The 21,917-nt window shown below is 60.0% G+C and carries 20 protein-coding genes; 11 read left to right on the top strand and 9 right to left on the bottom strand.

From position 1 onward, the window contains the following. Positions 1-23 precede the first annotated feature (23 nt). The 3 genes from BT199_RS23615 to BT199_RS23605 are packed head-to-tail and all read right to left on the bottom strand — an operon-like array spanning position 24 to position 3,472. Positions 24-2,309 (bottom strand): TonB-dependent receptor, encoded by a 2,286-nt coding sequence (locus tag BT199_RS23615; RefSeq protein WP_014717772.1) that lies wholly within the window; start codon positions 2,307-2,309, stop codon positions 24-26. Positions 2,310-2,333: 24 nt separating this feature from the next. Then, the gene (locus BT199_RS23610; RefSeq protein WP_072435559.1) at positions 2,334-3,062 is read right to left on the bottom strand and encodes an energy transducer TonB family protein; all 729 of its coding nucleotides are present in this window, start codon (positions 3,060-3,062) and stop codon (positions 2,334-2,336) included. A gap of 2 nt (positions 3,063-3,064) precedes the next feature. Continuing rightward, entirely contained in the window at positions 3,065-3,472 is a 408-nt protein-coding gene (locus BT199_RS23605; RefSeq protein WP_014717774.1) for an ExbD/TolR family protein, read from the bottom strand. A gap of 190 nt (positions 3,473-3,662) precedes the next feature. Here BT199_RS23605 and BT199_RS23600 point away from each other — a divergent pair, with 190 nt between their 5' ends. Both BT199_RS23600 and BT199_RS23595 read left to right on the top strand, forming a co-directional pair. Then, the gene (locus tag BT199_RS23600) at positions 3,663-4,217 is read left to right on the top strand and encodes a GNAT family N-acetyltransferase (RefSeq protein ID WP_072435558.1); all 555 of its coding nucleotides are present in this window, start codon (positions 3,663-3,665) and stop codon (positions 4,215-4,217) included. Beyond that, a complete protein-coding gene (locus BT199_RS23595) occupies positions 4,214-5,788 on the top strand; it encodes an alkaline phosphatase D family protein (protein ID WP_072435557.1) in 1,575 nt (524 codons plus the stop codon). The genes BT199_RS23600 and BT199_RS23595 overlap by 4 nt, the downstream gene beginning before the upstream one ends. A 138-nt stretch (positions 5,789-5,926) precedes the next feature. Here BT199_RS23595 and BT199_RS23590 read toward each other — a convergent pair whose 3' ends face one another. Beyond that, positions 5,927-6,571: an alanyl-tRNA editing protein gene (locus BT199_RS23590; RefSeq protein ID WP_019817272.1), complete on the bottom strand. Its 645-nt coding sequence runs from the start codon at positions 6,569-6,571 to the stop codon at positions 5,927-5,929. Between the two features lie 89 nt (positions 6,572-6,660). On the opposite strand from BT199_RS23590, the gene BT199_RS23585 reads away from it, so the two are divergent. Beyond that, positions 6,661-7,593 carry a LysR family transcriptional regulator gene (locus BT199_RS23585; RefSeq protein WP_014717778.1) on the top strand — a complete coding sequence of 311 codons (933 nt, stop codon included), beginning with the start codon at positions 6,661-6,663 and terminating at the stop codon, positions 7,591-7,593. A gap of 139 nt (positions 7,594-7,732) precedes the next feature. Here BT199_RS23585 and BT199_RS23580 read toward each other — a convergent pair whose 3' ends face one another. Both BT199_RS23580 and BT199_RS23575 read right to left on the bottom strand, forming a co-directional pair. Then, positions 7,733-8,140: a PA2817 family protein gene (locus BT199_RS23580; RefSeq protein ID WP_003190109.1), complete on the bottom strand. Its 408-nt coding sequence runs from the start codon at positions 8,138-8,140 to the stop codon at positions 7,733-7,735. Positions 8,141-8,215: 75 nt separating this feature from the next. After that, positions 8,216-10,663 carry an acyl-CoA dehydrogenase gene (locus tag BT199_RS23575; protein WP_072435556.1) on the bottom strand — a complete coding sequence of 816 codons (2,448 nt, stop codon included), beginning with the start codon at positions 10,661-10,663 and terminating at the stop codon, positions 8,216-8,218. 190 nt (positions 10,664-10,853) lie between these two features. On the opposite strand from BT199_RS23575, the gene BT199_RS23570 reads away from it, so the two are divergent. The 4 genes from BT199_RS23570 (at position 10,854) to BT199_RS23555 (ending at position 14,031) form a co-directional block, all read left to right on the top strand. Continuing rightward, positions 10,854-11,513, top strand: coding sequence for a transglutaminase-like domain-containing protein (locus BT199_RS23570; protein ID WP_072435555.1), 660 nt, complete (start codon positions 10,854-10,856; stop codon positions 11,511-11,513). Between the two features lie 56 nt (positions 11,514-11,569). Then, positions 11,570-12,187: a glutathione S-transferase family protein gene (locus tag BT199_RS23565; protein ID WP_003190113.1), complete on the top strand. Its 618-nt coding sequence runs from the start codon at positions 11,570-11,572 to the stop codon at positions 12,185-12,187. Positions 12,188-12,322: 135 nt separating this feature from the next. Beyond that, on the top strand, positions 12,323-13,255 hold the full coding sequence (locus tag BT199_RS23560; protein ID WP_014717781.1) for an ABC transporter ATP-binding protein: 933 nt from the start codon (positions 12,323-12,325) through the stop codon (positions 13,253-13,255). Next, the gene (locus BT199_RS23555; RefSeq protein WP_003190115.1) at positions 13,252-14,031 is read left to right on the top strand and encodes an ABC transporter permease; all 780 of its coding nucleotides are present in this window, start codon (positions 13,252-13,254) and stop codon (positions 14,029-14,031) included. Before BT199_RS23560 ends, BT199_RS23555 begins: the two co-directional genes overlap by 4 nt. Positions 14,032-14,162: 131 nt before the next feature. On the opposite strand, the gene BT199_RS23550 is transcribed toward BT199_RS23555, so the two are convergent. Further along, the gene (locus tag BT199_RS23550) at positions 14,163-14,702 is read right to left on the bottom strand and encodes a TetR/AcrR family transcriptional regulator (RefSeq protein ID WP_072435554.1); all 540 of its coding nucleotides are present in this window, start codon (positions 14,700-14,702) and stop codon (positions 14,163-14,165) included. A gap of 91 nt (positions 14,703-14,793) precedes the next feature. Here BT199_RS23550 and BT199_RS23545 point away from each other — a divergent pair, with 91 nt between their 5' ends. The 3 genes from BT199_RS23545 to BT199_RS23535 all read left to right on the top strand — a co-directional run bounded on the left by BT199_RS23545 (position 14,794) and on the right by BT199_RS23535 (position 19,175). After that, a complete protein-coding gene (locus BT199_RS23545; protein ID WP_072435553.1) occupies positions 14,794-15,981 on the top strand; it encodes an MFS transporter in 1,188 nt (395 codons plus the stop codon). Positions 15,982-16,092: 111 nt separating this feature from the next. Further along, the gene (locus BT199_RS23540) at positions 16,093-17,241 is read left to right on the top strand and encodes a TDT family transporter (protein WP_014717784.1); all 1,149 of its coding nucleotides are present in this window, start codon (positions 16,093-16,095) and stop codon (positions 17,239-17,241) included. Positions 17,242-17,300: 59 nt separating this feature from the next. Next, a complete protein-coding gene (locus tag BT199_RS23535) occupies positions 17,301-19,175 on the top strand; it encodes an MFS transporter (protein WP_072435552.1) in 1,875 nt (624 codons plus the stop codon). A gap of 204 nt (positions 19,176-19,379) precedes the next feature. Here the strand turns inward: BT199_RS23535 and BT199_RS27280 are convergent, their stop codons facing one another. Beyond that, positions 19,380-19,826, bottom strand: coding sequence for a hypothetical protein (locus BT199_RS27280; RefSeq protein ID WP_175556222.1), 447 nt, complete (start codon positions 19,824-19,826; stop codon positions 19,380-19,382). Positions 19,827-19,865: 39 nt separating this feature from the next. Here BT199_RS27280 and BT199_RS23530 point away from each other — a divergent pair, with 39 nt between their 5' ends. After that, positions 19,866-21,365, top strand: coding sequence for a M91 family zinc metallopeptidase (locus BT199_RS23530; RefSeq protein ID WP_020301081.1), 1,500 nt, complete (start codon positions 19,866-19,868; stop codon positions 21,363-21,365). 40 nt (positions 21,366-21,405) lie between these two features. Here BT199_RS23530 and sugE read toward each other — a convergent pair whose 3' ends face one another. Continuing rightward, positions 21,406-21,720: a quaternary ammonium compound efflux SMR transporter SugE gene (sugE, locus tag BT199_RS23525; protein WP_003190128.1), complete on the bottom strand. Its 315-nt coding sequence runs from the start codon at positions 21,718-21,720 to the stop codon at positions 21,406-21,408. Positions 21,721-21,917 lie beyond the last annotated feature (197 nt).

Here is a 21,917-nt window from a genome sequence, read left to right as displayed (position 1 = left end):
TGGTGTTCCTCTTGGGGTGAGTCTTAGAAATTCGCTTCCAGCGAAACCGTGACGGTACGGTCCAGGCCGACGATGTACGCCGGGTCGCCATCGCGGAAGCCGCTGTAGCTGGCCGCGTTGGTCTTGGTGGTGTACACGCCGTCCAGGTATTTCTTGTCGAACAGGTTGTCGACGTTCAGGCGCAGGGTCGCGTCCTTGACCACCTTCTTGTCCACCGGCAGGTAAATACCGGCGCCGAGGTTGAACACGGTGCGACCGGAAATCGCCTCGTCGTTGGTCAGGTCGCCGTAGAGCTTGCTGGTGTACTTGCCGCCGAAGGTGCCGTAGAAGCGCCCGTCGTCATAACCGATGTTGGCCGCCAGCATGTTCTTGGGCACGTTGGCGAACTGCTTGCCACTGGTGGGCAGCACGATGGGTTTGCCGGCGTTGTAGACGGTCAGGTCATCCTGCTGCTCGGCCTTGGTGTAGGTGTAGGAGGTGTAGTAATTGAAGTGGTGGGGCAACTGGCCGCTCCACTCCAGCTCCAGGCCTTTGTTGACCACGGAGCCGGCGTTGATGTCGGCAAAGTCGCCGTTGATGTCCCGGGACGACACCTGGCGGTTCTTGAAGTCCATGTAGAACAGGGTGGCGGCCAGGCTCATGTCGTCGCCGCTGTAGCGCCAGCCCAGTTCATGGTTCCAGCTGGTTTCCGGCTCGGCGTCGATCGAGCCGGCGCCTTTGTCGTAGAGCACGTAGTTCTGCGGCACGCGCATGTTGCGCGACACGCTGTAGAACAACTGGTCACGCTCGTCCAGCTGGTATTTCAGGCCGGCGTTGGGCAGCAGTTTGTTGTAGGTCTGGTTACGTTTTTCCGGGCGTTCGTTGAGGCTGCCGTGGTTGGTGCCTTCACGCTCGACGTTCATGTAGGCCAGGCCTGCGATGAAGGTCCAGTCCGGGTTGATGTACCAGGTGTCCTGGGCCCAGACCTTTTGCGCTGGCGTCACGGTGAAACGGTCGCGGCCCTGCACGGTGTTGCCGTTGGCATCGACGATGGCGCTGTTGGAGTCCGGCCAGGTGTCCACTGGCTTGCCGTTGCTCTTGAGCGGAATGAACGGCTGGGTTTGACTCTGGCGTGCGCGCTCGTACCAGTAGCCGAATTGCAGGCTGTGGTCGCCAAGGTCCCAGGTCAGCTTGGTGGTGATACCCGGACGCCAGGTTTGCGTGCGTGAAGGGCGGTAGTACACGCCGCTGTTGGGTGTGCCGTCGGCGTTGTATTGGGCGGCCGTGGGCAGGTTGCCGAGGTCGAACACACCGCCCTGGTTGGAGCCACGGTTGAGGGCATAGCTGGATGAACCGACGCCGCTGCCATTGCCCCAGTAGTAATACGGGATCACGGACAGCGCGAGGTTATCGGCCAGTTTGAACTGGGTGTTGAGCACGGCGGTGAAGGTCTGGAACGGGTTCTGCGCCAGGGCGTAATAGCTGTTGTATTTGCCGTTGCTGCCCACGCTCGGGGTGGCAGGGTAAGGGTCGTACTTGCGGCCATATTGCTGGAACTGCGCCTTGGTCAACTGGCTGTAACTGTTGTTGTCCTGCTCGTGGTACTTGAGGATCAGGTTGGCGGTGTTGCCATTGCCGGCGTCGAAAAAACTGTTCCACTCCACCTTGTCCGCGCGTACCGCGCCCGAGCCGCGCCACATTTCACCTTCTGTGTGGGACACCGACAGCCAGTTGCTCAGGCCGTTGATTTCGCCGGTGTTGAGGCGGGCAAAAGTCTTGCGCGTGGCGTTGCTGCCGACGACCTGTTTGACGAAGGCACCGGTTTCCTTGGTCGGGCGAATCGTGACGATGCCAATGTTGCCGCCGCTGGAACCAATGTGCGGGCCGTCGGATTCCGCAGCGCCCTGGGTGACGAAGATCTGGTCGATGTTTTCCGGATCGCCCAGCAGGTTGGAATACAGCGCGTAGTTGCCCGAATCATTGATCGGCATGCCGTCCACCGACATGCCCACCTGGTCGGAGTTCATGCCGCGCATGGTGAAGCGAAAGCCCGACAGGCCAGTGTTGTCTTCACTGGAGATGTTCAAGCCCGGGGTGTACTTGAGCTTGTCGATGGCATTGCCGGTGGCCGCCTGTTTATCCAGTGCTTCCTTGGTTACCGTGGAGCGGCCCTTGATGCTTTCCTCCGGCACCATGTAACCGCCTCCTGCGGTCGCCTTGCCTTGTACCCCAATGGTGCCGACGTCACTGTCGCTGGTCTCTGCCATGACCATTCCCTGGGTCATGCTGGTCGCGGCCACTAGTGCCAGATGAATACGGGTGAACTTCATCACTGTCGTCCTGGTGTCGGGTGCTTATTGCACGCTGTAGTTGAAGGTGGCGGTGAAGCGCTGCTCATTGCGCCCCCCGAAGGCTTGCTCGGGGAACGGTTTGACTTGCTTGATGCGACGCAAGCTATTGGTGGCGGCCCGGTTGAGCAGCATGCTCGAGGCTTGGGTTTGTAAACCCGAGTCGAGGACACGGCCTTGACGGTCTACCAGCAACCACACCACCACCTCGCCGCTCGGGCGTTCGAGGGACGCCTGGCGCCCGGTGGGGTACTGCTTGTAGGTGTCCAGTTCGTTGCGCAAGCCTTTGAGGTAACCGCTTTCCAGGGCCTGGCCATCGACCTTCGGTGGCGCCGGTGGGGCAGGCGTCGGTGCCGCTTGGGTGACGACGGCCGGGGCTGGCTTGGCGGCCACCGGTGGCGGCGTCGGCACGGGCTTGGCGACCACGGGGGCAGGCTTGGGCACAGGTTTTGGCTTGGGTTCAGGTTTGGGTTTGGGCAGCGGCTTGGGCGGTGGCGGCGGGGGCGCCGGCTCGGCCTCTTCCTCTTCGATCACTGGCGGTGGCGGTTCTTGCTCCACCACCGGTTCCGGTATGACTTGCGGTTCCGGCTCGACCAAGGCCAATTCGACCGCCGACTCGTCATACACCGGCTCGACCTTCAATGTCTGGGACTGGATACCCAGTGCAATCAGCACCAAGGCGATCAGGGCCGGCACGCCGCCCAGCAGCTGACGCACGCGAAACAGAGCGTACATGGTCAGGACTTACGCGTAGCAATGGACACGGAGGTGAAGCCACCCAGGCGCAGGGTGTCCATCACTTCCACCAGGCGCGAAACCTCCACGCCTTTGTCGCTGTTGACGATGATCGTCGACTTGGTATCGGGCTTCTCGGCCGCCTTCAGCGCCGGCACCAGGGCCTCCACCGTCAGGTCCTTGCCGTCCAGTTGCAACTGGCCTTCCAGGCCCAGGGTGAGGATGAATTTGTTCTGCGGCTTGAGCTGCTGCGAACTGCTGGCGCTGGGCAATTGGGTCTTCATGCCGAGCGCGGGAATCACGTTCAGGCTCACCAGTACGAAAAACACCAGCAGGAACATCATCACGTCGATCATCGGGATCAGCTCGATGTGCGCCTTGCGTTTCTTGGGTTCGTCCCAGGTTCTCATTCCGTTACCCCGTCATTGAATTAGGGGCAAAACGCTAACAGCCAAAAATGACCGATTGGTTAACTTTAATTGACCGTTTAGAGGCTCTAGGACGCGTCTTTCAGAAAACTTACCGGTCAGTTTTCGGGCGTAATGAAACTGACACTCGGGGCCTCCATGCTTGAGAAATTTATCTTGAGAGCCGGCTCCCATGCCCACTGCACTGCCTCAATTGACGACCCCGCGACTGCTGTTACGCGCCCTGCATATGCACCAGGCGCAGGTGCTTTTCACGCTTGCCAACGGGCCGAAAATTGCCGACAACACGGCGAACATTCCATCGCCCTACACCCTGGAAACCGCCCAGGATTTTATTGCCGGGGCCGCCGACAAGTACCGCACTGGTGAACTGCTGAACCTGGGGATGCATGTGCGCGGCACCGACGAATTGGTCGGCATGGTCAGCCTGCGCATCAATGCTCGCCATCACTATGGGCACTTGGGTGGCTGGGTGGCGGCGCACTGCCGTAACCAGGGGTATGCGGCAGAAGCGGCGAGCGCGGTGATGGATTTCGGCTTCGAGGCGCTAGGGTTGCAGCGCGTGGGCAGCCAGTGTTTCGCGCGCAACAAGGAATCGGCGCGGGTCATGGAGAAGATCGGCCTGCGCTATGAAGGCTGCATGCACCAGGCGTTCCTGAAGAACGGCGTGTATGAGGACTTGCTCGGGTTTGCCACCGTGCGTGATGACTGGGAGCGCTGCTTGTGAGCGGCGACGTCGACCACGGCCGACGCCGGGTCCTCGGCGGGTTGGTGGTCGCTACCGCCTTTTCCATCCTCAGCCCGTTTGCGCGCAGTGCCGGGGTGGATTATCCGTTCACCCTCGGCGTGGCTTCCGGCGACCCGTTGCCAGATGGCTTTGTGATCTGGACGCGCCTGGCGCCGTTGTTCAACGCCGCGGATGGCCGTGGCGGCCTGAGTCGCTCGGTGCCGGTGCGCTGGCGGGTGGCCAGCGATGCGGCGATGACGCGCATTGTGAAGCAGGGCGAAGTATTGGCGACGCCGCGTTTCGCTCATGCGGTGCATGTCGAGGTGGCGGGGCTGGCGGCAGATCGGCCGTATTGGTACCAGTTTGAAGGGCTCGGTGCGCAGAGCCCGGTGGGCCAGTCCCGCACGATGCCGCCGCTGCAGGCCATGGCCTCGGCCCGGCTGGGGTTTGTGTCCTGCTCGCACTGGGAGCGCGGCTATTTCAGCGCCTACCGACACCTTGCCGCCGAGCAGCCGGACCTGGTGTTTTTCCTCGGTGATTATATTTACGACAGTTCCTATGCTGCGGATTCGGGCAAGGTGTTTCGTTCTCACGGCAGTGGCAACGCACAGAGCCTCAGTGATTACCGCAACCGCTACGCACTGTACAAAACCGATCCAGACCTGCAGGCCCTTCACGCCGCTGCCCCCAGCGTCGTGACCTGGGACGACCACGAAGTACAGAATGACTATGCCAACCGCTGGTCCCAGGACCCGAAGGTGGCGGTGGCGCAGTTTCTCAAGCAACGGGCCGCGGCGTACCAGGCGTTTTATGAACACATGCCCCTGCGTGCCAGCAGCGTGCCGAAGGGGCCGGACATGCGCATCTACCGGCGCCTGGACTATGGGCGGCTTGCGCGTTTCCATGTGCTCGACGGTCGCCAGTACCGTTCCGAGCAACCGTGCATCGTGGCCAATGGCAGCCACCAGGGGCATATTGTCACCGCCCCCTGCAGCGACCTGCGTGACCCTGGCCGCACGTTGCTCGGCTGGCAGCAGGAAGCCTGGCTGGATCAGGGCTTTGCCCAGTCTGGAGCGCAGTGGAATGTGATCGCACAAGACCTGCTGGTGGCGCCGCTGATGCAGCGTGACCTCACCAACCATAAGCTTGGCCGCTGGACCGATGGCTGGGATGGCTACATGGCGAACCGCTCACGGATGCTGGCGTCGATCGTGCGCAATCGCGTGAAGAACCCGGTGTTCTGGGGAGGGGATATTCATTCGTTCTGGGCCACCGACCTGCATGCCGACGCAGAAAGGCCGGACTCGGCGGTGGTCGCCACCGAGTTTGTTGGCTCGTCGGTGACCTCCGACGGCCCGCCCTATGACGCGTTCATGAAGATCATGCCGCTCAACCCCCATGTGAAGTTTTTCGACAGTCGCCAGCGTGGGTATGTGTCGGTGGAGTTGGCGGCCAATAGCATGTTGACGAATTTTCGTGCGATCAGTGATCCGCGTGACCCGGCGGCGACGGTGTCGACGTTGAAGTCGTTCGTGGTTGAGCCGAGCAGGGCGGGGGCGATTGCCGTGTAGCCTGTTTCTTTGGGGCGATCCAATGTGGGAGGGGGCTTGCCCCCGATAGCGGTGTGTCAGTCACTGCATCTGCTACTGCACTAACGCTTTCGCAGGCAAGCCAGCTCCCACAGGGGAACTGAGCTTAACTGAATGGCATTAAGGCAAGCCTCCTCCCGCATTGATTTCATAGCGCACCGAGAGCGCGCCTTTTTTCTCCGACAACGCCAGGATCGTTACCTGGCCCAGTTCGCTCAGCGCTTGGACATGAGTGCCACCACAGGCGTAAGCCGGTAATTCGCCGAAGCCGACTTCGCGGGTGCCATCTTCCAGCGTCATATAGCGGGGATAGTCGGCGGCGATCCATGTGTTGACCCACTGCTGGAGCGTCTGCGCATCCATGTCTTGCGCGGTTTGGCCACGGATAAAGGTGATCTTGCCTTCGCCGGGCCAGTGGTGAGCCTTGATCGGCATCCAGCCCAGGCGTTCGCCGGCATTGCCAATTAAGTGCCCCGCCGAATGCAGACGAGTGTGCAAGGCGCGCCGCTGTGCGTCGACTCGTGCAATGGCGGGTCCTGGTTCCAGGGGCTGGTCGACGTAGTGCACCACCTGTTCGGCTTCCTGCACGACCCGCAGTACCTGGCTATCGCCGAGCCAGCCGGTGTCGAACGGCTGGCCGCCGCCTTGGGGATGGAAAATGGTCGACTGCACAATCACGGCGAATTGCTCTTCGTGCGGGGTGCAACTGAGCACTTCCAGCTCGGCCGTCAGGTGGTCGTGGGTAAAAAACAGGCGCTCGGTCATTATTTACATCCGCATCAGGGTTCTGTGGGCAGTATAAATAGTGCGCAGATGGGTGATAATCCGCTCAATTATCAATGGACCTGTGCGTCATGAGCATCAATCTTCCTTTACCGTTATTGGGTGAAATGGCGATTTTCGTCAAGGTCGTGGAAACCGGCAGCTTCTCCGAAGCGGCGCGGCAACTCAGCGTTTCACCTTCGGCGGTGAGCCGCAGCATCTCGCGCCTGGAACAAGCCCTGGCCACGCGCCTGCTGCAACGCACCACGCGCAAGCTGCGCCTGAGCGAGGGCGGCGAGGAGGTGTTCAAGCGTTGCCAGGAGATGGTCAATGCGGCGCGCTCGGTGATGGAAATCAGTGGGCAATTTACCCATGAAGCGGAGGGGCTGGTGCGGGTCAGTGTGCCCAAGGCGGTGGGGCGATTTGTGGTGCACCCGCATATGCCGGAATTTTTGCGGCGCTATCCCAAGGTGGATGTGCAATTGATCCTGGAAGATAGGCATGTGGATTTGATCGACGACAACGTCGACTTGAGCATCCGCATCACCGACAGCCCACCGCCAGGCTTGGTCGGGCGCCAGCTGTTGCCCATCGAACATTTGTTGTGCGCGACGCCGCAATATCTGGCCGAGCACGGTACACCGAGCCATCCCCATGATCTGCTTGGGCACAGTTGCATTTATTTGGGTGAAACACCGGGAGATTCACGCTGGAAGTTTCGCCAGGCTGGCAAGGCGGTCACGGTCGGCGTACGCGGCCGGTATGCGGCGAACCACACCGGGGTGCGGCTGGAGGCGGCGTTGCAGCATGTCGGGATTGCCAGCTTGCCGTATTTCACCGCGCGGCATGCATTGGAAGCGGGGGAGTTGGTGCAGGTGTTGCCGGGGTGGGATTTTATTGCCTCGTACCATGGCGAGGCGTGGCTGCTGCATTCGCCCACACGGTACCTACCGCCGAAGTTGCGGGTGTTTATCGATTATCTGGTGGAGTGCATGGCCAAGGAGCCCACGCTGCGGCGGCGGTAGGAGCGCGGTTGCTCGTTCCCACGCTCTGCGTGGGAATGCCACCTTGGACGCTCCGCGTCCTGCCTTTATGCCTGTACACGGGTGACGCAGAGCGTCACAGGATAGGTTCCCACGCAGAGCGTAGGAACGAGCATAGTCGTCAGTGTTTGCTCTGGTCCTGAGGCATCGCCAGCAGCTGTTTTTCCTGGTTCCAGTCGAACGGTTCGTCGTTCTGTTCGGCTTCATAGCGACGTTCTTCCAGGGCCTGGTACAGGTCCAGTTCTTCGTCGGGCATGAAGTGCAGGCAGTCGCCGCCAAAGAACCACAGCAGGTCGCGGGGCACCAGGTGGGCGATTTGCGGGTAGCGCAGGATGACCTGGCTCATCAGGTCCTGGCCCAGGTACTGGCTTTCGATCGGGTCGATTGGCAACAGGGCGCGCAGTTCGTCGAAACGCTCCAGGAACAGCGAGTGGCTTTCCTCGGGTACCTGTTCGGCTTCGCCGACGGCAACCAGGATGCTGCGCAAGTGGTCGAGCAAGACGAGATGATCGGCAACGACGTTGGACACGAGATAAGGCCTCTAAAGCAAAAACGGGCGCGAGAGTATAAGCCTCTCGCGCCCGTTTTTATATGACCGCTCGACTCAGCGGACTTTACCTTCTGCCTGCATCAGCTCTTCCTTGCTGAAATCATCCACGTCGATCACCTTGCGTCGCGCCGCCTCGGCATCGCGCAGGGTTTGCGCCTCGGCCGGTTGCAGCACGCCGGCCTGCAGGGCCGCGTCGATGGCATGCTCGCCGGCAGCCGGCTTGACCTGGCCGCTTTTGAGCGCGCTGTGGAGTTTTTTCTGCAAGGGGTGGCTGGCACCGAGCAGGTCGTAGGCATGTTGCAGGGCGCCCACGGGATCTTCTGCTGATTGCGGGCGATAACAGCCGGCCAGCAATTCTTCCAGGGTCGGGTCGCCCTTGGCGCGGCCGATCACGGCTGCCACTTCGGCATCCAGCGCATCGGACGGGCCGGTATGACGACGCCCGAATGGGAACACGATCACCCGCAGCAGGCAGCCCAGCACCTTGTTCGGGAAGTTGCTCAGCAGCTCATCCAGTGCGCGTTCCGATTCGCCCAGGCTTTCTTCCATGGCCCACGCAAATAGCGGCTCCAGATGGTCCGGCGAGTCCAGGTCGTGATAACGCTTGAGCGCCGCCGAGGCCAGGTACATGTGGCTCAGCACATCACCCAGGCGGGCGGACAGGCGTTCGCGGCGCTTGAGTTCGCCACCCAGCAACATCATGCTCAGGTCGGCCAGCAGGGCAAACGCAGCCGCCTGGCGGTTCAGGGCACGGAAGTAGCCCTGGCTCAACCGGTTGCCCGGGGCTTTTTCGAAGTGCCCGAAGCCCAGGTTCAGCACCAGGGTGCTGGCGGCGTTGCTGACGGCAAAGCCGATGTGTTGCATCAGCAGGCCGTCGAATTCCTTCAACGCCTGGTCATGGTCTTCGCGGCCGGCCAGGGCCATTTCCTTGAGCACAAAGGGGTGGCAGCGAATGGCGCCCTGGCCGAAGATCATCAGGTTACGCGAGAGGATATTGGCGCCTTCCACGGTGATGAAGATCGGTGCGCCTTGCCAGTTGCGGCCCAGGTAGTTGTTGGGGCCCATGATGATGCCCTTGCCGCCGTGCACGTCCATGGCGTGGCTGATGCACTCACGGCCACGCTCGGTCAGGTGGTACTTGAGGATCGCCGACAACACCGACGGCTTCTCGCCCAGGTCCACGGCGTTGGCGGTGAGCATGCGCGCACTGTCCATCAGCCAGGCGTTGCCACCGATGCGTGCCAGGGCTTCCTGGATCCCTTCGAAGGCCGACAGCGGTACGTTGAACTGTTCGCGCACCTGGGCGTATTGGCCGGTCACCAGGCTGGTGAACTTGGCAGCGCCAGCGCCGACGGCGGGCAGCGAGATCGAACGGCCGACCGACAGGCAGTTCATCAACATCATCCAGCCCTTGCCGAGCATCTCCTGGCCACCGATCAGGTATTCCAGAGGGATAAACACATCCTTGCCGGAGTTGGGGCCGTTCATGAAGGCGGCGCCAAGCGGCAGGTGACGACGGCCGATTTCCACGCCAGGGGTGTCGGTAGGAATCAACGCGAGGCTGATGCCCAGGTCCTCTTCCTCACCCAGCAGGTGGTCTGGGTCATAAGCCTTGAAGGCCAGACCGAGCAAGGTCGCGACCGGGCCGAGGGTGATGTAGCGCTTTTCCCAGTTCAGGCGCAGGCCGAGGGTTTCCTTGCCTTCCCATTCCCCTTTGCAGATCACCCCGGTGTCGGGCATGGCGCCCGCATCGGAGCCGGCCAGCGGGCCGGTGAGGGCGAAGCACGGAATGTCGTCGCCGCGGGCCAGGCGCGGCAGGTAGTGGTTACGTTGTTCGTCGGTGCCGTAGTGCAGCAGCAGTTCGGCGGGGCCGAGGGAGTTGGGGACCATCACGGTGGAGGCCAGGTCACCGCTGCGGGTCGCGAGCTTCATGGCAACCTGGGAGTGGGCATAGGCGGAGAAGCCCTTGCCACCGTACTCCTTGGGAATGATCAGGGCGAAGAAACCATGGGTCTTGATGTGTTCCCAGGCTTGCGGCGGCAGGTCCATGGCCTGGCCGATTTCCCAGTCGCTGACCATGGCGCAGAGTTCTTCGGTGGGGCCGTCGATGAACGCCTGCTCTTCCTCGGTCAATTGCGCCTTGGGGTAGGCCAGCAATTTGTCCCAGTCGGGGCGGCCACTGAACAGTTCGCCATCCCACCATACGGTACCGGCATCGATCGCATCGCGCTCGGTCTCGGACATCGGCGGCAGCACTTTCTGGAACCAGCTGAACAGCGGCTTGGTGAAGTATTGGCGGCGCAGGTCGGGCAGCAACAAAGGCGCGGCCACCACGGCCAGGAGCACCCAGAAGATCAGCAGCAGCCAACCCGGTGCGTGGCTCCAGGCGCCCATCGCCAGCAGGTAGACGGCGACCACGCCCAGGGCGGGCAGGGGGGCAGTACGGCGGTGTGCCAGGTAGGCAATGCCGACCACCAGCACCAGTATCCACAACAACAGCATATTCAATCCTCCGTGAACCAGGGGCGAAACCACCAGGGAGCTTAGTCGGCATCCGAACAAGCCGGGTGATCAGGGTGTAACAAGGTGTACTGGGCAACCCATCAGCCGGCGCCGGCATTTGGCCGAATCGTCGTTATCTCTCTGGCAGGCCTGGTGGTTAAACTCCAGGCTCCCCTCGGAGATCAAGCTCATGAATACGTACTTGAGTCCCAGCCGCTTCATCGATAGTGACCACCCTGTGGTGGTGGAGTTCGCCGAGAAACATCGCGGAACCCGCCCGGATTTAAGTGACCAGGCAGTCAGTCTTTACTACGGGGTGCGTGAGGCCATTCGCTACAACCCCTATACCTTCAGCCGTGACCCCAACACCTTGAGTGCCAGCTTCGCCCTGGCGGCCGGCGAAAGCTACTGTGTGCCCAAAGCTACGTTGCTCGCCGCTTGCGCGCGCCACTGCGGCATTCCCGCACGCATTGGCCTGGCGGACGTGCGCAACCACTTGTCCACACCGCGGCTGCTCGCGCTGCTCAAGAGTGACGTGTTCGCCACGCACGGTTATACCGAGCTTTACCTGAACGTCCGCTGGGTCAAGGCCACTCCGGCGTTCAACCAGCAACTGTGCGAGGTGTTCGACGTGCCGCCGCTGGAATTCGATGGCCTGCACGACAGCGTGTTCCACGCGTTCAATCGCCAGGGTCAGCGTTCGATGGAGTACGTGGTGGACCACGGGCAATTTGCTGACGTGCCTGAAGCATTTTTCTTCGGGCATATCCGTCAGTGCTACCCGCACCTGTTTGCCGACGATGCGCCCACCCTGCTCGGCGATATGCAGAGCGATTTAAGCCGCGGCTGAACCGGCGTATGCTGCTGCCTTCATCCAGCCAAGTTCATCCACAATAAGGCGCGGTCATGCTGAAGATCTGGGGTCGTAAAAATTCATCAAACGTCAGGAAAGCACTGTGGTGCGCCGAGGAACTCGGCCTGGACTATGAAGCAATTGATGCGGGCGGGGCTTTTGGTGTGGTCGATACCCCCCAATACCGGGCCATGAACCCCAATGGCCGGGTGCCGGTGATCGAAGATGGCGACTTTGTGCTGTGGGAGTCCAACACCATCGTGCGTTACCTGTGCGCCAAGCAGGCATCGGACTTTTACCCCAGCGACTTGCAAGCCCGGGCCAACGCCGAAAAGTGGATGGACTGGACCACTTCCACGCTCGCCGACCCGTTCAAGGCGGTGTTCTGGGGCATCGTGCGCACCCCGGCTGACCAGCAAAACTGGGACAGCATCAATGCCGGGCGCCAAGCCTGTATCGACGCGCTCAAAACCGTCGAACAAGCCCTCGCCGAGCAACCCTACCTGTCCGGCCAGGCGTTCGGCATGGGCGATATTCCCTTGGGCTGCTTCATCTACGCCTGGTTCGAGATGCCCATCGAACGCCCGGCAATGCCGAATCTGGAGGCCTGGTACCAGCGCTTGCAACAGCGCCCGGCCTACCGCAAGGCGGTGATGACCGCGTTGACTTAATACACACTATTAATACGGGTGACTGTACTTGTGCGGCATGGGCAAGCACCATGCCCGCATTGCATCGCCGGTTGAACTACCTGCGGTGTGCCCTCATCTATTCTTTCTATTCCCTTCTTTGGTGCGTATTCCGATATGAGTTCCGCTCTGTCCATCCGGCAGCTAACCAAAACCTACGGCAACGGTTTCCAGGCCCTGAGTGGTATCGATCTGGACGTTGCCGAAGGTGACTTCTTCGCCTTGCTGGGCCCCAACGGTGCCGGCAAATCCACCACCATCGGTATTCTCTCCACCCTGGTCAACAAGACCAGCGGCACGGTGAATATCTTCGGGCATGACCTGGACAAATCCCCGGCGGCGCTCAAGCGCTCCATTGGCGTGGTGCCCCAGGAATTCAATTTCAACCAGTTCGAAAAGACCTTCGACATTGTCGTGACCCAGGCTGGCTACTACGGCATTCCGGCGAAAGTCGCCAAGGAACGCGCCGAGCAGTACCTGACCCAACTGGGCCTGTGGGACAAGCGTGACGTGCCTTCGCGCTCGCTGTCCGGTGGCATGAAGCGACGCCTGATGATCGCCCGTGCCCTGGTGCATGAGCCGCGCCTGTTGATCCTCGACGAACCTACCGCCGGCGTGGACATCGAACTGCGCCGCTCGATGTGGACCTTCCTCACCGAACTGAACGAGAAGGGCATCACCATCATCCTCACCACCCACTACCTGGAGGAGGCTGAGCAGTTGTGCCGCAACATCGGCATCATCGACCACGGCACCATTGTCGAGAACACCAGCATGCGCAACCTGCTGGGCCAGTTGCATGTGGAAACCTTCCTGCTCGACTTGAAAAACAATCTCTCGGTGGCGCCGCAGTTGCTCGGCTACCCAAGCCGGCTGGTGGACAGCCACACCCTGGAGGTGCAGGTGGATAAGGCCATGGGCATCACCGCGCTGTTCACCCAGCTGGCGACTCAGAACATCGAAGTGTTGAGCCTGCGTAACAAAACCAATCGCCTTGAGGAGTTGTTCGTGTCCCTGGTGGAGAAAAATCTGGCGAAGGTGGCGGTATGAGTTCCGAACTGCAACCCAACCTTGTCGCGCTGCAAACCATTGTCTATCGCGAAGTGAAGCGCTTTACCCGGATCTGGCCGCAGACCCTGCTGCCGCCGGCGATCACCATGGTCCTGTACTTTGTGATCTTCGGTAACCTGATCGGCCGGCAAATCGGCGACATGGGTGGTTTCACCTACATGGAGTACATCGTGCCGGGCCTGATCATGATGTCGGTGATCACCAACTCCTACGGCAACGTGGTGTCGAGTTTCTTTGGCAGCAAGTTCCAGCGCTCCATCGAAGAGCTGATGGTCTCGCCGGTGTCACCGCACACCATCCTCATCGGCTACACCCTGGGCGGCGTGTTGCGTGGCCTGATGGTGGGGGTGATCGTGACGCTGCTGTCGCTGTTCTTTACCCACCTGCAGGTGCATCACCTGGGGGTCACCATTCTGGTGGTCGTGCTGACGGCGACGATCTTCTCGCTGCTGGGCTTTATCAACGCCGTGTTCGCACGCAACTTCGATGATATTTCCATTATCCCGACCTTCGTGCTGACGCCGCTGACCTACCTGGGCGGGGTGTTTTACTCCATCACCTTGCTGCCGCCGTTCTGGCAGACGGTGTCCCTGGCCAACCCGGTGCTGCACATGGTCAACGCCTTCCGCTACGGCATTCTGGGCGTGTCGGATATCAAGATCAGTGTGGCGATCACCTTTATGATCGTCGCCACCATCGTCTTGTATATCGGCTGCGCGCGGTTGCTGGTGAGCGGACGTGGGATGCGTACCTAGCCGCTGACGGCACGTGGTAAAAAATGTGGGAGCGGGCTTGCTCGCGAATGCGGTAGATCAGTTGCTGATGCATTGACTGACACGACGCCTTCGCGAGCAAGCCCGCTCCCACATTTGCTCTGTGCAGGGCTTTAAGCCTTCAGTGCCAGCTCGATCAGGGCATGCAGTTCTTCTACCGCCAAAGGCTCTGCCGAAAACAGAATACGAAACACCGTAGGTGCGGCGAGCAGGTTGATCAGATGGTCAACGCTCGGTGGCTGTTCCTGCGGGTAGCGGTCAACAATCACCTGCAACTGCCCACTCAGGATGCTCACGCAATACCCCGGCGTCGGGCTGCTTTGCACGTCGCGCATCATGTTGCGGCCTACGTCCGAACTCATCTCATCCAGGTATTGCTCGGCCCAGGCTTGCAGGTCGCCACGCAGGCTGCCGGTGTTGGCCGGTTCGGTATCGGGGCGCATTCGGGCCAGGGCGACGTCGGCGAGCAGTACTGACAGATCGCCCCAGCGCCGGTAAATGGTCGACGGCGTGACGCCTGCACATGCCGCAATCATCGGCACGGTGACACTGGAACGCTCATGGGCTTCCAGCAATTCGCGCACCGCTCTGTGGACGGATTCTTGTACCCGGGCACTGCGGCCCCCCGGGCGGAGGCCTTCTTTGATCGCCATGGGCAAGACCTTAACACAAAGAATTTGCTTTAAGCGCCAGCGAATAGCACACTGCACAAAAGCAAAATATTAGCTTTAGCGGAGCGTGCCCATGTCCAGTGTCATCTCTCAGCGGTCCAGCCTGGCGTTTCTAGTGATCATGGTGCTGACCTTTCTCGCCGCCTCCAGCGCGCCGACGCCCTTGTACCAGGTGTATCAAGACCACCTGCATTTTTCGGCGGCCATGCTCACGGCCATCTTTGGTGTCTATGCCGTGAGCCTGCTGGCGGCCCTGCTGACGGTGGGGTCGCTCTCGGATTACCTGGGGCGCAAGCCGGTGATCTTCGCCGCGCTGCTGCTCAATAGTGTGGCGATGCTGCTGTTTATCCACGCTGACAGCACCGCCTGCCTGCTGGCCGCCCGCGCGTTACAGGGCTTCGCGACTGGCACTGCCACAGCGGTATTGAGTGCGACGCTGCTCGATACCGACCGCGTCCGCGGCCCGATGCTCAACAGCCTTGCACCGATGCTCGGCATGGCCAGTGGTGGCCTGGGCAGCGGGTTACTGGTGGAGTACGCGCCATGGCCAACCCAATTGATCTATTACACCCTGCTGGGCTTGATGGTGTTGCAGGCTCTGTATGTGTGGCGCCTGCCTGAAACGGTCAGTCGTATACCCGGCGCCTTGCAGTCCCTGGCGCCAACCCTGCATGTGCCGCCGCAGGCGCGCCGCGCCTTGTGGCTGGCGATGCCATTGAATGTGGCCGTGTGGGCGCTGGGTGGGTTCTTTTCCTCGTTGGCGCCGTCGTTGGTGCGCGTCGCCACCGGGTCGACCTCGCACTTGATCGGCGGCGGGCTGGTGGCGGTGGTGACCTTGAGCGGCGCGGTGATGATCTACAGCCTGCGCAATCACGCGGCTGACAGGGTGATGCGCTTGTCGGCTGCACTGCTGGCCGTGGGCGTGGGGTTGCTGCTGGTTGCCGTAAACACCGCCAGCCTGTGGCTGTTCTTTGTCGCCAGTGTGATCGCAGGCCTGGGCTTCGGCGGCGGTTTCATGGGCAGTGTGCGCAGTATCGTGGGCCTGGCGTTGCCCCATGAGCGGGCGGGCCTGATGTCGGCGTTCTATGTATTGAGCTACCTGGCGTTCTGCGTGCCGGCGCTGTTGGCGGGTAACCTGAGCCGCGTCTTTGGCCTGATCGCGACCACGGACGGCTACGGTGCGGTGCTTATCTTGCTGTCTCTCGGCGCGCTTGTTGGGTTGTTGTGGCAGGACACGGCGCAGGCAAGGGCCAGCGCATGATTACGATTAGTATAGGTGAAATAGATAACAGTTAGAGATATTACCCGTTATATAGATATTCGATCAGGTTCTATCATGGCCCCAACCTCAAATGAGGAAGAGGATTAACCCATGAGCTGCTCGACCACTCACCGCTACAAACCCTTCAGTCACTTGGCCCGTCCCCGGGAAGTGATTCGCCAGTTCACCCCGAACTGGTTTGCCGCGACCATGGGCACCGGTGTGCTGGCGCTGGCCTTGGCCCAGCTGCCAGTCAGCCTGCCAGGCCTGCATGCCGTCGCCGAGGGCCTGTGGCTGTTCACCATTGGCCTGTTTGTGCTGTTCAGCGTGCTGTATGCCGCCCGCTGGGTGATGTTTTTCCACGAGGCGCGGCGCATCTTCGGGCACTCAACGGTCTCGATGTTTTTCGGCACCATCCCCATGGGGCTGGCGACTATTCTCAACGGCTTGCTGCTGTTCGGCCTGCCGCGCTGGGGCGGTGATGTGATCCCGTTAGCCGAAGCCTTGTGGTGGCTGGACGTGGCCATGTCCCTGGCCTGCGGCGTGCTGATCCCGTTCATGATGTTCACCCGCCAGGAGCACAGCATCGACCAGATGACCGCCGTCTGGCTGTTGCCCGTGGTGGCGGCCGAAGTGGCAGCGGCCAGCGGTGGCTTGCTCGCGCCGCACTTGGCCGGTGCCCATTCGCAACTGGTGATGTTGGTGACCAGCTACGTGCTGTGGGCGTTTTCCCTGCCGGTAGCGTTCAGCATTCTGACCATCCTGATGCTGCGCATGGCCTTGCATAAGTTGCCTCACGCCAATATGGCAGCGTCGAGCTGGTTGGCCCTGGGCCCGATCGGTACCGGTGCCTTGGGCATGTTGCTGCTCGGTACGGATGCCCCTGGGATCTTCGCCGCCAATGGCCTGGCCAGTGTCGGTGAAATGGCCCACGGCCTGGGCCTGATTGCGGGCATTACCCTGTGGGGCTTCGGTTTGTGGTGGATGTTGATTGCGGTGTTGATCACCCTGCGTTACCTGCGCGCCGGTATCCCGTTCAACCTGGGCTGGTGGGGTTTTACCTTCCCATTGGGGGTTTACGCCTTGGCCACGCTTAAATTGGCGAGCCTGTTACAGCTGGCGTTTTTCAGCGTGTTTGGCAGTGTGCTGGTGGTTGCGCTGGCGCTGATGTGGCTGATCGTGGCCAAGCGCACCGTGCAGGGCGCTTATAAAGGCGAGCTTTTTGTTTCGCCTTGTATTGCCGGGCTAGCGAATAAGTAAGCAGGATTAGGTAAAGTCGTGGCCTGATAAATAAAGGCCACGCAGGAACACGGACGACGATGAGCCATCCTTCCCAATTTACCTTGCTGCGCACGCGGCGCTTCTTGCCGTTTTTCATTACCCAGTTGCTGGGCGCGTTCAACGACAACATCTTCAAGCAGTCGCTGATTCTGGCCATCCTTTACAAGCTCACCATCGAGGGTGACCGCTCCATCTGGGTCAACCTGTGTGCTTTGTTGTTTATCCTGCCGTTCTTCCTGTTCTCGGCGTTGGCCGGGCAGTTTGGCGAGAAATTCAACAAGGACGCGTTGATCCGCGCGATCAAGATCGGCGAGATCGTGATCATGGCGGTGGGCGCGACGGGTTTTCTGACCAATCATCTTGAACTGATGCTGCTGGCGCTGTTTGCCATGGGCACTCACTCGGCGCTGTTCGGCCCGGTGAAGTACTCGATCATGCCCCAGGCCTTGCACGACGATGAGTTGGTGGGCGGCAACGGCCTGGTGGAGATGGGCACGTTCCTGGCAATTTTGGCGGGCACCATCGGTGCCGGGATCATGATGTCTTCCACCCATTACGCGCCGGTGGTGGCGGTGGCGATTGTGGCCGTGGCGGTGCTGGGCTACCTGGCCAGCCGCAGCATCCCGCGCGCAGCGGCGTCGACACCGCAGCTGCGCCTGGACTGGAATATCTTCACTCAGTCGTGGGCGACGTTGCGCATGGGCCTGGGGCAGACGCCGGCGGTGTCGCGCTCGATTGTCGGCAACTCATGGTTCTGGTTTGTCGGCGCGATCTACCTCACGCAAATCCCGGCCTATGCCAAGGAATGGCTGTACGGCGACGAAACCGTGGTGACCTTGATCCTCACGGTGTTCTCGGTGGGCATCGCCCTGGGCTCGATGCTGTGCGAAAAACTCTCCGGGCGTAAGGTGGAAATCGGCCTGGTGCCGTTTGGTTCGTTTGGCCTGACCGTATTCGGCCTGCTGCTGTGGTGGCACTCCGGCGGCTTCCCGCAGAACTTGCAAGCCAACGATTGGCTCGCGGTGCTCAGCTACGGCCAGGCGTGGTGGGTGCTGTTCGATATCCTCGGCCTGGGTGTGTTCGGCGGCTTTTACATCGTGCCGCTGTATGCGCTGATCCAGTCGCGTACCGCCGAGAACGAACGGGCACGGGTGATCGCGGCCAACAACATTCTCAATGCACTGTTCATGGTGGTCTCGGCCATCGTGTCCATCCTGCTGTTGAGCGTGGCCAAGCTGTCGATCCCCGAGTTGTTCCTGGTGGTGTCGCTGCTCAACATCGCGGTTAACACTTACATCTTCAAAATCGTCCCCGAGTTCACCATGCGCTTCATGATCTGGCTGCTCAGCCATTCCATGTACCGCGTGGAGCATCGCAACCTGCAAGCCATCCCGGATGAAGGCGCGGCGTTGCTGGTGTGTAACCATGTGTCGTTTGTCGATGCGCTGTTGATTGGCGGTGCAGTACGTCGGCCGATTCGCTTTGTCATGTACTACAAGATCTACCGCTTGCCGGTGCTCAATTTTATCTTCCGCACCGCTGGTGCGATTCCGATTGCGGGGCGCCATGAAGACATTCAGATCTACGAACAGGCGTTCGCGCGCATTGCCCAGTACCTCAAGGATGGCGAGTTGGTGTGCATCTTCCCGGAAGGCAAGCTGACAGCCGATGGCGAGATGAATGAGTTTCGTGGCGGGGTGACACGCATCCTGGAGGAGACGCCGGTGCCGGTGATCCCCATGGCGTTGCAGGGGTTGTGGGGGAGTTTCTTCAGCCGCGATCCGAACAAGGGCTTTTTCCATCGGATCTGGTCGCGGGTGGTGTTGGTGGCGGGTGAGCCGGTGGAAAGTGAGACGGTGACACCGAATGCTTTGCACGCATTGGTTGGAAAATTACGCGGAAGTTTAAGGTAGTTTTTCGTCGGTAATGGAGGCTCATCAACGATCCGGATTGTGCGCTGGTCTGGTGCTTGATGAGTATCTTCTGCACAGGCGTCGGTAAGTTTCCACTCGGTTTCAGGAACGTTTTCGGTCCGTAGCACCACCTAACCGTCGTAATCCCAAATGCATGTTCGGAGGTTAGTGATGGAAACGTCGCCTGTTGCACCATCGACTGCTTCACGCTCCAGCGAAGATGAAAAAAACGACGCCGGCTATCGACAGGCGGCTGATCCTGCAGCGCAGGGTGCTCAGGCTGCTCCGAACACGGCCAGTGTGCCCTTTATGTACAGCAATGAGCATGATGCTTCCCGGGTAGAGACCAGCTCTGCCCGGGTGGGGCCGGTGACCTATGGTGGCGATAACGAGCTTCAGAGGCAGCCAAGGCAATCCGATGCGTCGCAGGAATGAAAATGCGCTGCTGGCGGAATTCGGTTTGCCGATACGGCCTAGGTATTTCGAATAGTCATCAGTACCATTGCGCATGATCTGCAAGCTCAGGGCCTGTTGTAATGCTTCAAGTAAGGCCCTGAGAAATGTGAGTGTTGCTGTCGGAAAATTCTCGAAACTTACTGCATAGGGTAAAAAGTCATTCAGCTGACGGAACGGTTTCGTCAGGCCCGCCACATAGTCATCGCAGCTAATTAATGCTAAGGATGACTTTCTATGAATATGCCTGTTGGTTCTCCGTCTCTTCACCACTCTCCAGCCCAAGGGACCGTTACGGGCCAGCTAAATTATTTGACGGGTATTGATAAATCTCAAAGTAAATCTGGCGTGACGTCGGCACCCGTGAAGATCATTCCAAATATGCCTTTCAGTGAGGATGGAATACAGATAGAGCTGAATGTTAGAGGTGGCAAAGGATTTTTCGGGCCACCAAAAGAAGAGAATTTGGTCATCACGACGGGAAATGCAGCCGATAAAGTCCATATAAAAAAATCTAACGATGGAGGGCTGATTGCTGACATTAACGGTAAGTCCTATGAGATTCCACTTTATCAGGATGAAAGAAGTCGTCAAAAGATTGAAATCCACACCAATGGCGGAGACGATGACGTGTCTGTTGCCGATGATCTTGAGCTGCCGGTGAGCGTCAAGCTGGGCGATGGTAATGACAGATTCAAAGCCGGCGGGGGCAGGACCAATGTATATGGCGGCGCAGGTAACGATACGCTGACGCTGGGCGCAGGGGTTGCTTATGCCGAAGGTGATGACGGTGATGACTCCATTACTGCAGGCCTAGGTTACAGCGTCATGTATGGGGGTAACGGCAACGACAAACTACGTGGCGGGAGCGGCGGCAGTTACATGGATGGGGGGCGCGGAAATGATCTATTAGAGGGCGGCTCCGGACATAACGTCATGCACGGTGGCAGGGATGATGATGTTCTCATTGGTGGGAAGGGGCGTAACATCTTTTACAGCGGTAGAGGGCTTGACACGATCAACTCAGTATCGGATGTCGATTCTATCTATGCGAAAGACGGCGACGGTATCAAGCGAACGTTCGGTTCGCAGTTGAAGATAGTGTCTCCAACAGAAGTCGGCAGTAAGGCCTTTAATGTCGAGGGGACTGAGGAATTCAAGCAGCGTTTTAACGACGACCTTGAATTTTTGCAAAGTTCTCCAACGGGACAGAAAATGTTGGGTGCATTGGATAAAACGCCTGAGCGAATCAAGGTTGTGCAACAGCCCGAAGGGGAGGGCGCTTTTTATAACTATGGGCGTAAAGGGGTCGACGCGGGTGACCCTCGTCAAGAACCACCGAATGATTGGGCTCATGGTTATATCAATGACGGTATCCCGGGCGCTCCGGCAGATGACGCAACGATTCTATTCGACCCTTCATTTGTGGTGGAAGAGCATAAGCGGCCGCCCATTATTCCGCTGTTTCACGAGATGGGGCATGCCTATAACGGTGTCAATGGCACCGCATTGGCTGGTGAAACTTTTGTAGGGGCTGATCAAGCTGATCCTGACCGGCCGCAATTTGAGTCAAACAGGGAGCGGCAGGCAGTAGGCCAGCCGACTAATGCGCCACCTTTCGACTTCGACAACGATCCTTCAACGCCACCTACGAATACAAACCCGGCATGGGCCACTGAGAATGGCCTTGCTGACGAGCTGGGAACTTCGTTGCGTGAGCGGTACTTTGCTCGCTGATTAAAGGAAGTCGCTCCCAATGCCGGGAGCGACCAATGACTCAGGCGCTGATCTTGAGGCCTATCAACCCACAAATAATCAACGCCACACTTGCCAACCGAAACAACGCCATGGACTCCCCAAACAGGATAATCCCGGCGATTACGGTGCCCACGGCGCCCACGCCGGTCCAGATGGCATAGGCGGTGCCCAGCGGCAACTCCTTCATGGCCAGCCCCAGCAACCCCAGGCTGACAGCCATGGCGGCAATCGTCAGGGCGGTGGGCAGTGGCTTGCTGAAACCGTCGGTGTACTTCAGGCCAACGGCCCAGCCCACTTCAAACAACCCGGCAAAAAACAGAATGATCCAGGACATGATGACCTCGCTTCTATCAAAGTGGGGTCGTCCCCGGGTAAGCGCTTGATAGCGTCGCGAGGTCGTCCTCACGTAGTTCGCTAGAGTGCCGAAATTAAATCAGGTGATCAAGTTTACGGCGCGGCTTCCAGCGCACGGCTGTTTTGTGCTCGCTCATGCGACGTCAATGGCTGCCCATTTTTAAATCGAGGGGTTTG

Source organism: Pseudomonas sp. NFR02, from assembly GCF_900119375.1.
GTDB lineage: Bacteria > Pseudomonadota > Gammaproteobacteria > Pseudomonadales > Pseudomonadaceae > Aquipseudomonas > Aquipseudomonas paracarnis.
This window is presented reverse-complemented; position numbering and strand designations above follow the sequence as displayed.

Bases quoted from the DNA above. Each gene is read 5' to 3' on its own strand.
- BT199_RS23615 (WP_014717772.1), bottom strand. From the start codon at position 2,309: ATGAAGTTCACCCGTATTCATCTGGCACTAGTGGCCGCGACCAGCATG.
- BT199_RS23610 (WP_072435559.1), bottom strand. From the start codon at position 3,062: ATGTACGCTCTGTTTCGCGTGCGTCAGCTGCTGGGCGGCGTGCCGGCC.
- BT199_RS23605 (WP_014717774.1), bottom strand. From the start codon at position 3,472: ATGAGAACCTGGGACGAACCCAAGAAACGCAAGGCGCACATCGAGCTG.
- BT199_RS23600 (WP_072435558.1), top strand. From the start codon at position 3,663: ATGCCCACTGCACTGCCTCAATTGACGACCCCGCGACTGCTGTTACGC.
- BT199_RS23590 (WP_019817272.1), bottom strand. From the start codon at position 6,571: ATGACCGAGCGCCTGTTTTTTACCCACGACCACCTGACGGCCGAGCTG.
- BT199_RS23585 (WP_014717778.1), top strand. From the start codon at position 6,661: ATGAGCATCAATCTTCCTTTACCGTTATTGGGTGAAATGGCGATTTTC.
- BT199_RS23575 (WP_072435556.1), bottom strand. From the start codon at position 10,663: ATGCTGTTGTTGTGGATACTGGTGCTGGTGGTCGGCATTGCCTACCTG.
- BT199_RS23570 (WP_072435555.1), top strand. From the start codon at position 10,854: ATGAATACGTACTTGAGTCCCAGCCGCTTCATCGATAGTGACCACCCT.
- BT199_RS23565 (WP_003190113.1), top strand. From the start codon at position 11,570: ATGCTGAAGATCTGGGGTCGTAAAAATTCATCAAACGTCAGGAAAGCA.
- BT199_RS23560 (WP_014717781.1), top strand. From the start codon at position 12,323: ATGAGTTCCGCTCTGTCCATCCGGCAGCTAACCAAAACCTACGGCAAC.
- BT199_RS23555 (WP_003190115.1), top strand. From the start codon at position 13,252: ATGAGTTCCGAACTGCAACCCAACCTTGTCGCGCTGCAAACCATTGTC.
- BT199_RS23550 (WP_072435554.1), bottom strand. From the start codon at position 14,702: ATGGCGATCAAAGAAGGCCTCCGCCCGGGGGGCCGCAGTGCCCGGGTA.
- BT199_RS23545 (WP_072435553.1), top strand. From the start codon at position 14,794: ATGTCCAGTGTCATCTCTCAGCGGTCCAGCCTGGCGTTTCTAGTGATC.
- BT199_RS23540 (WP_014717784.1), top strand. From the start codon at position 16,093: ATGAGCTGCTCGACCACTCACCGCTACAAACCCTTCAGTCACTTGGCC.
- BT199_RS23535 (WP_072435552.1), top strand. From the start codon at position 17,301: ATGAGCCATCCTTCCCAATTTACCTTGCTGCGCACGCGGCGCTTCTTG.
- BT199_RS23530 (WP_020301081.1), top strand. From the start codon at position 19,866: ATGAATATGCCTGTTGGTTCTCCGTCTCTTCACCACTCTCCAGCCCAA.
- sugE (WP_003190128.1), bottom strand. From the start codon at position 21,720: ATGTCCTGGATCATTCTGTTTTTTGCCGGGTTGTTTGAAGTGGGCTGG.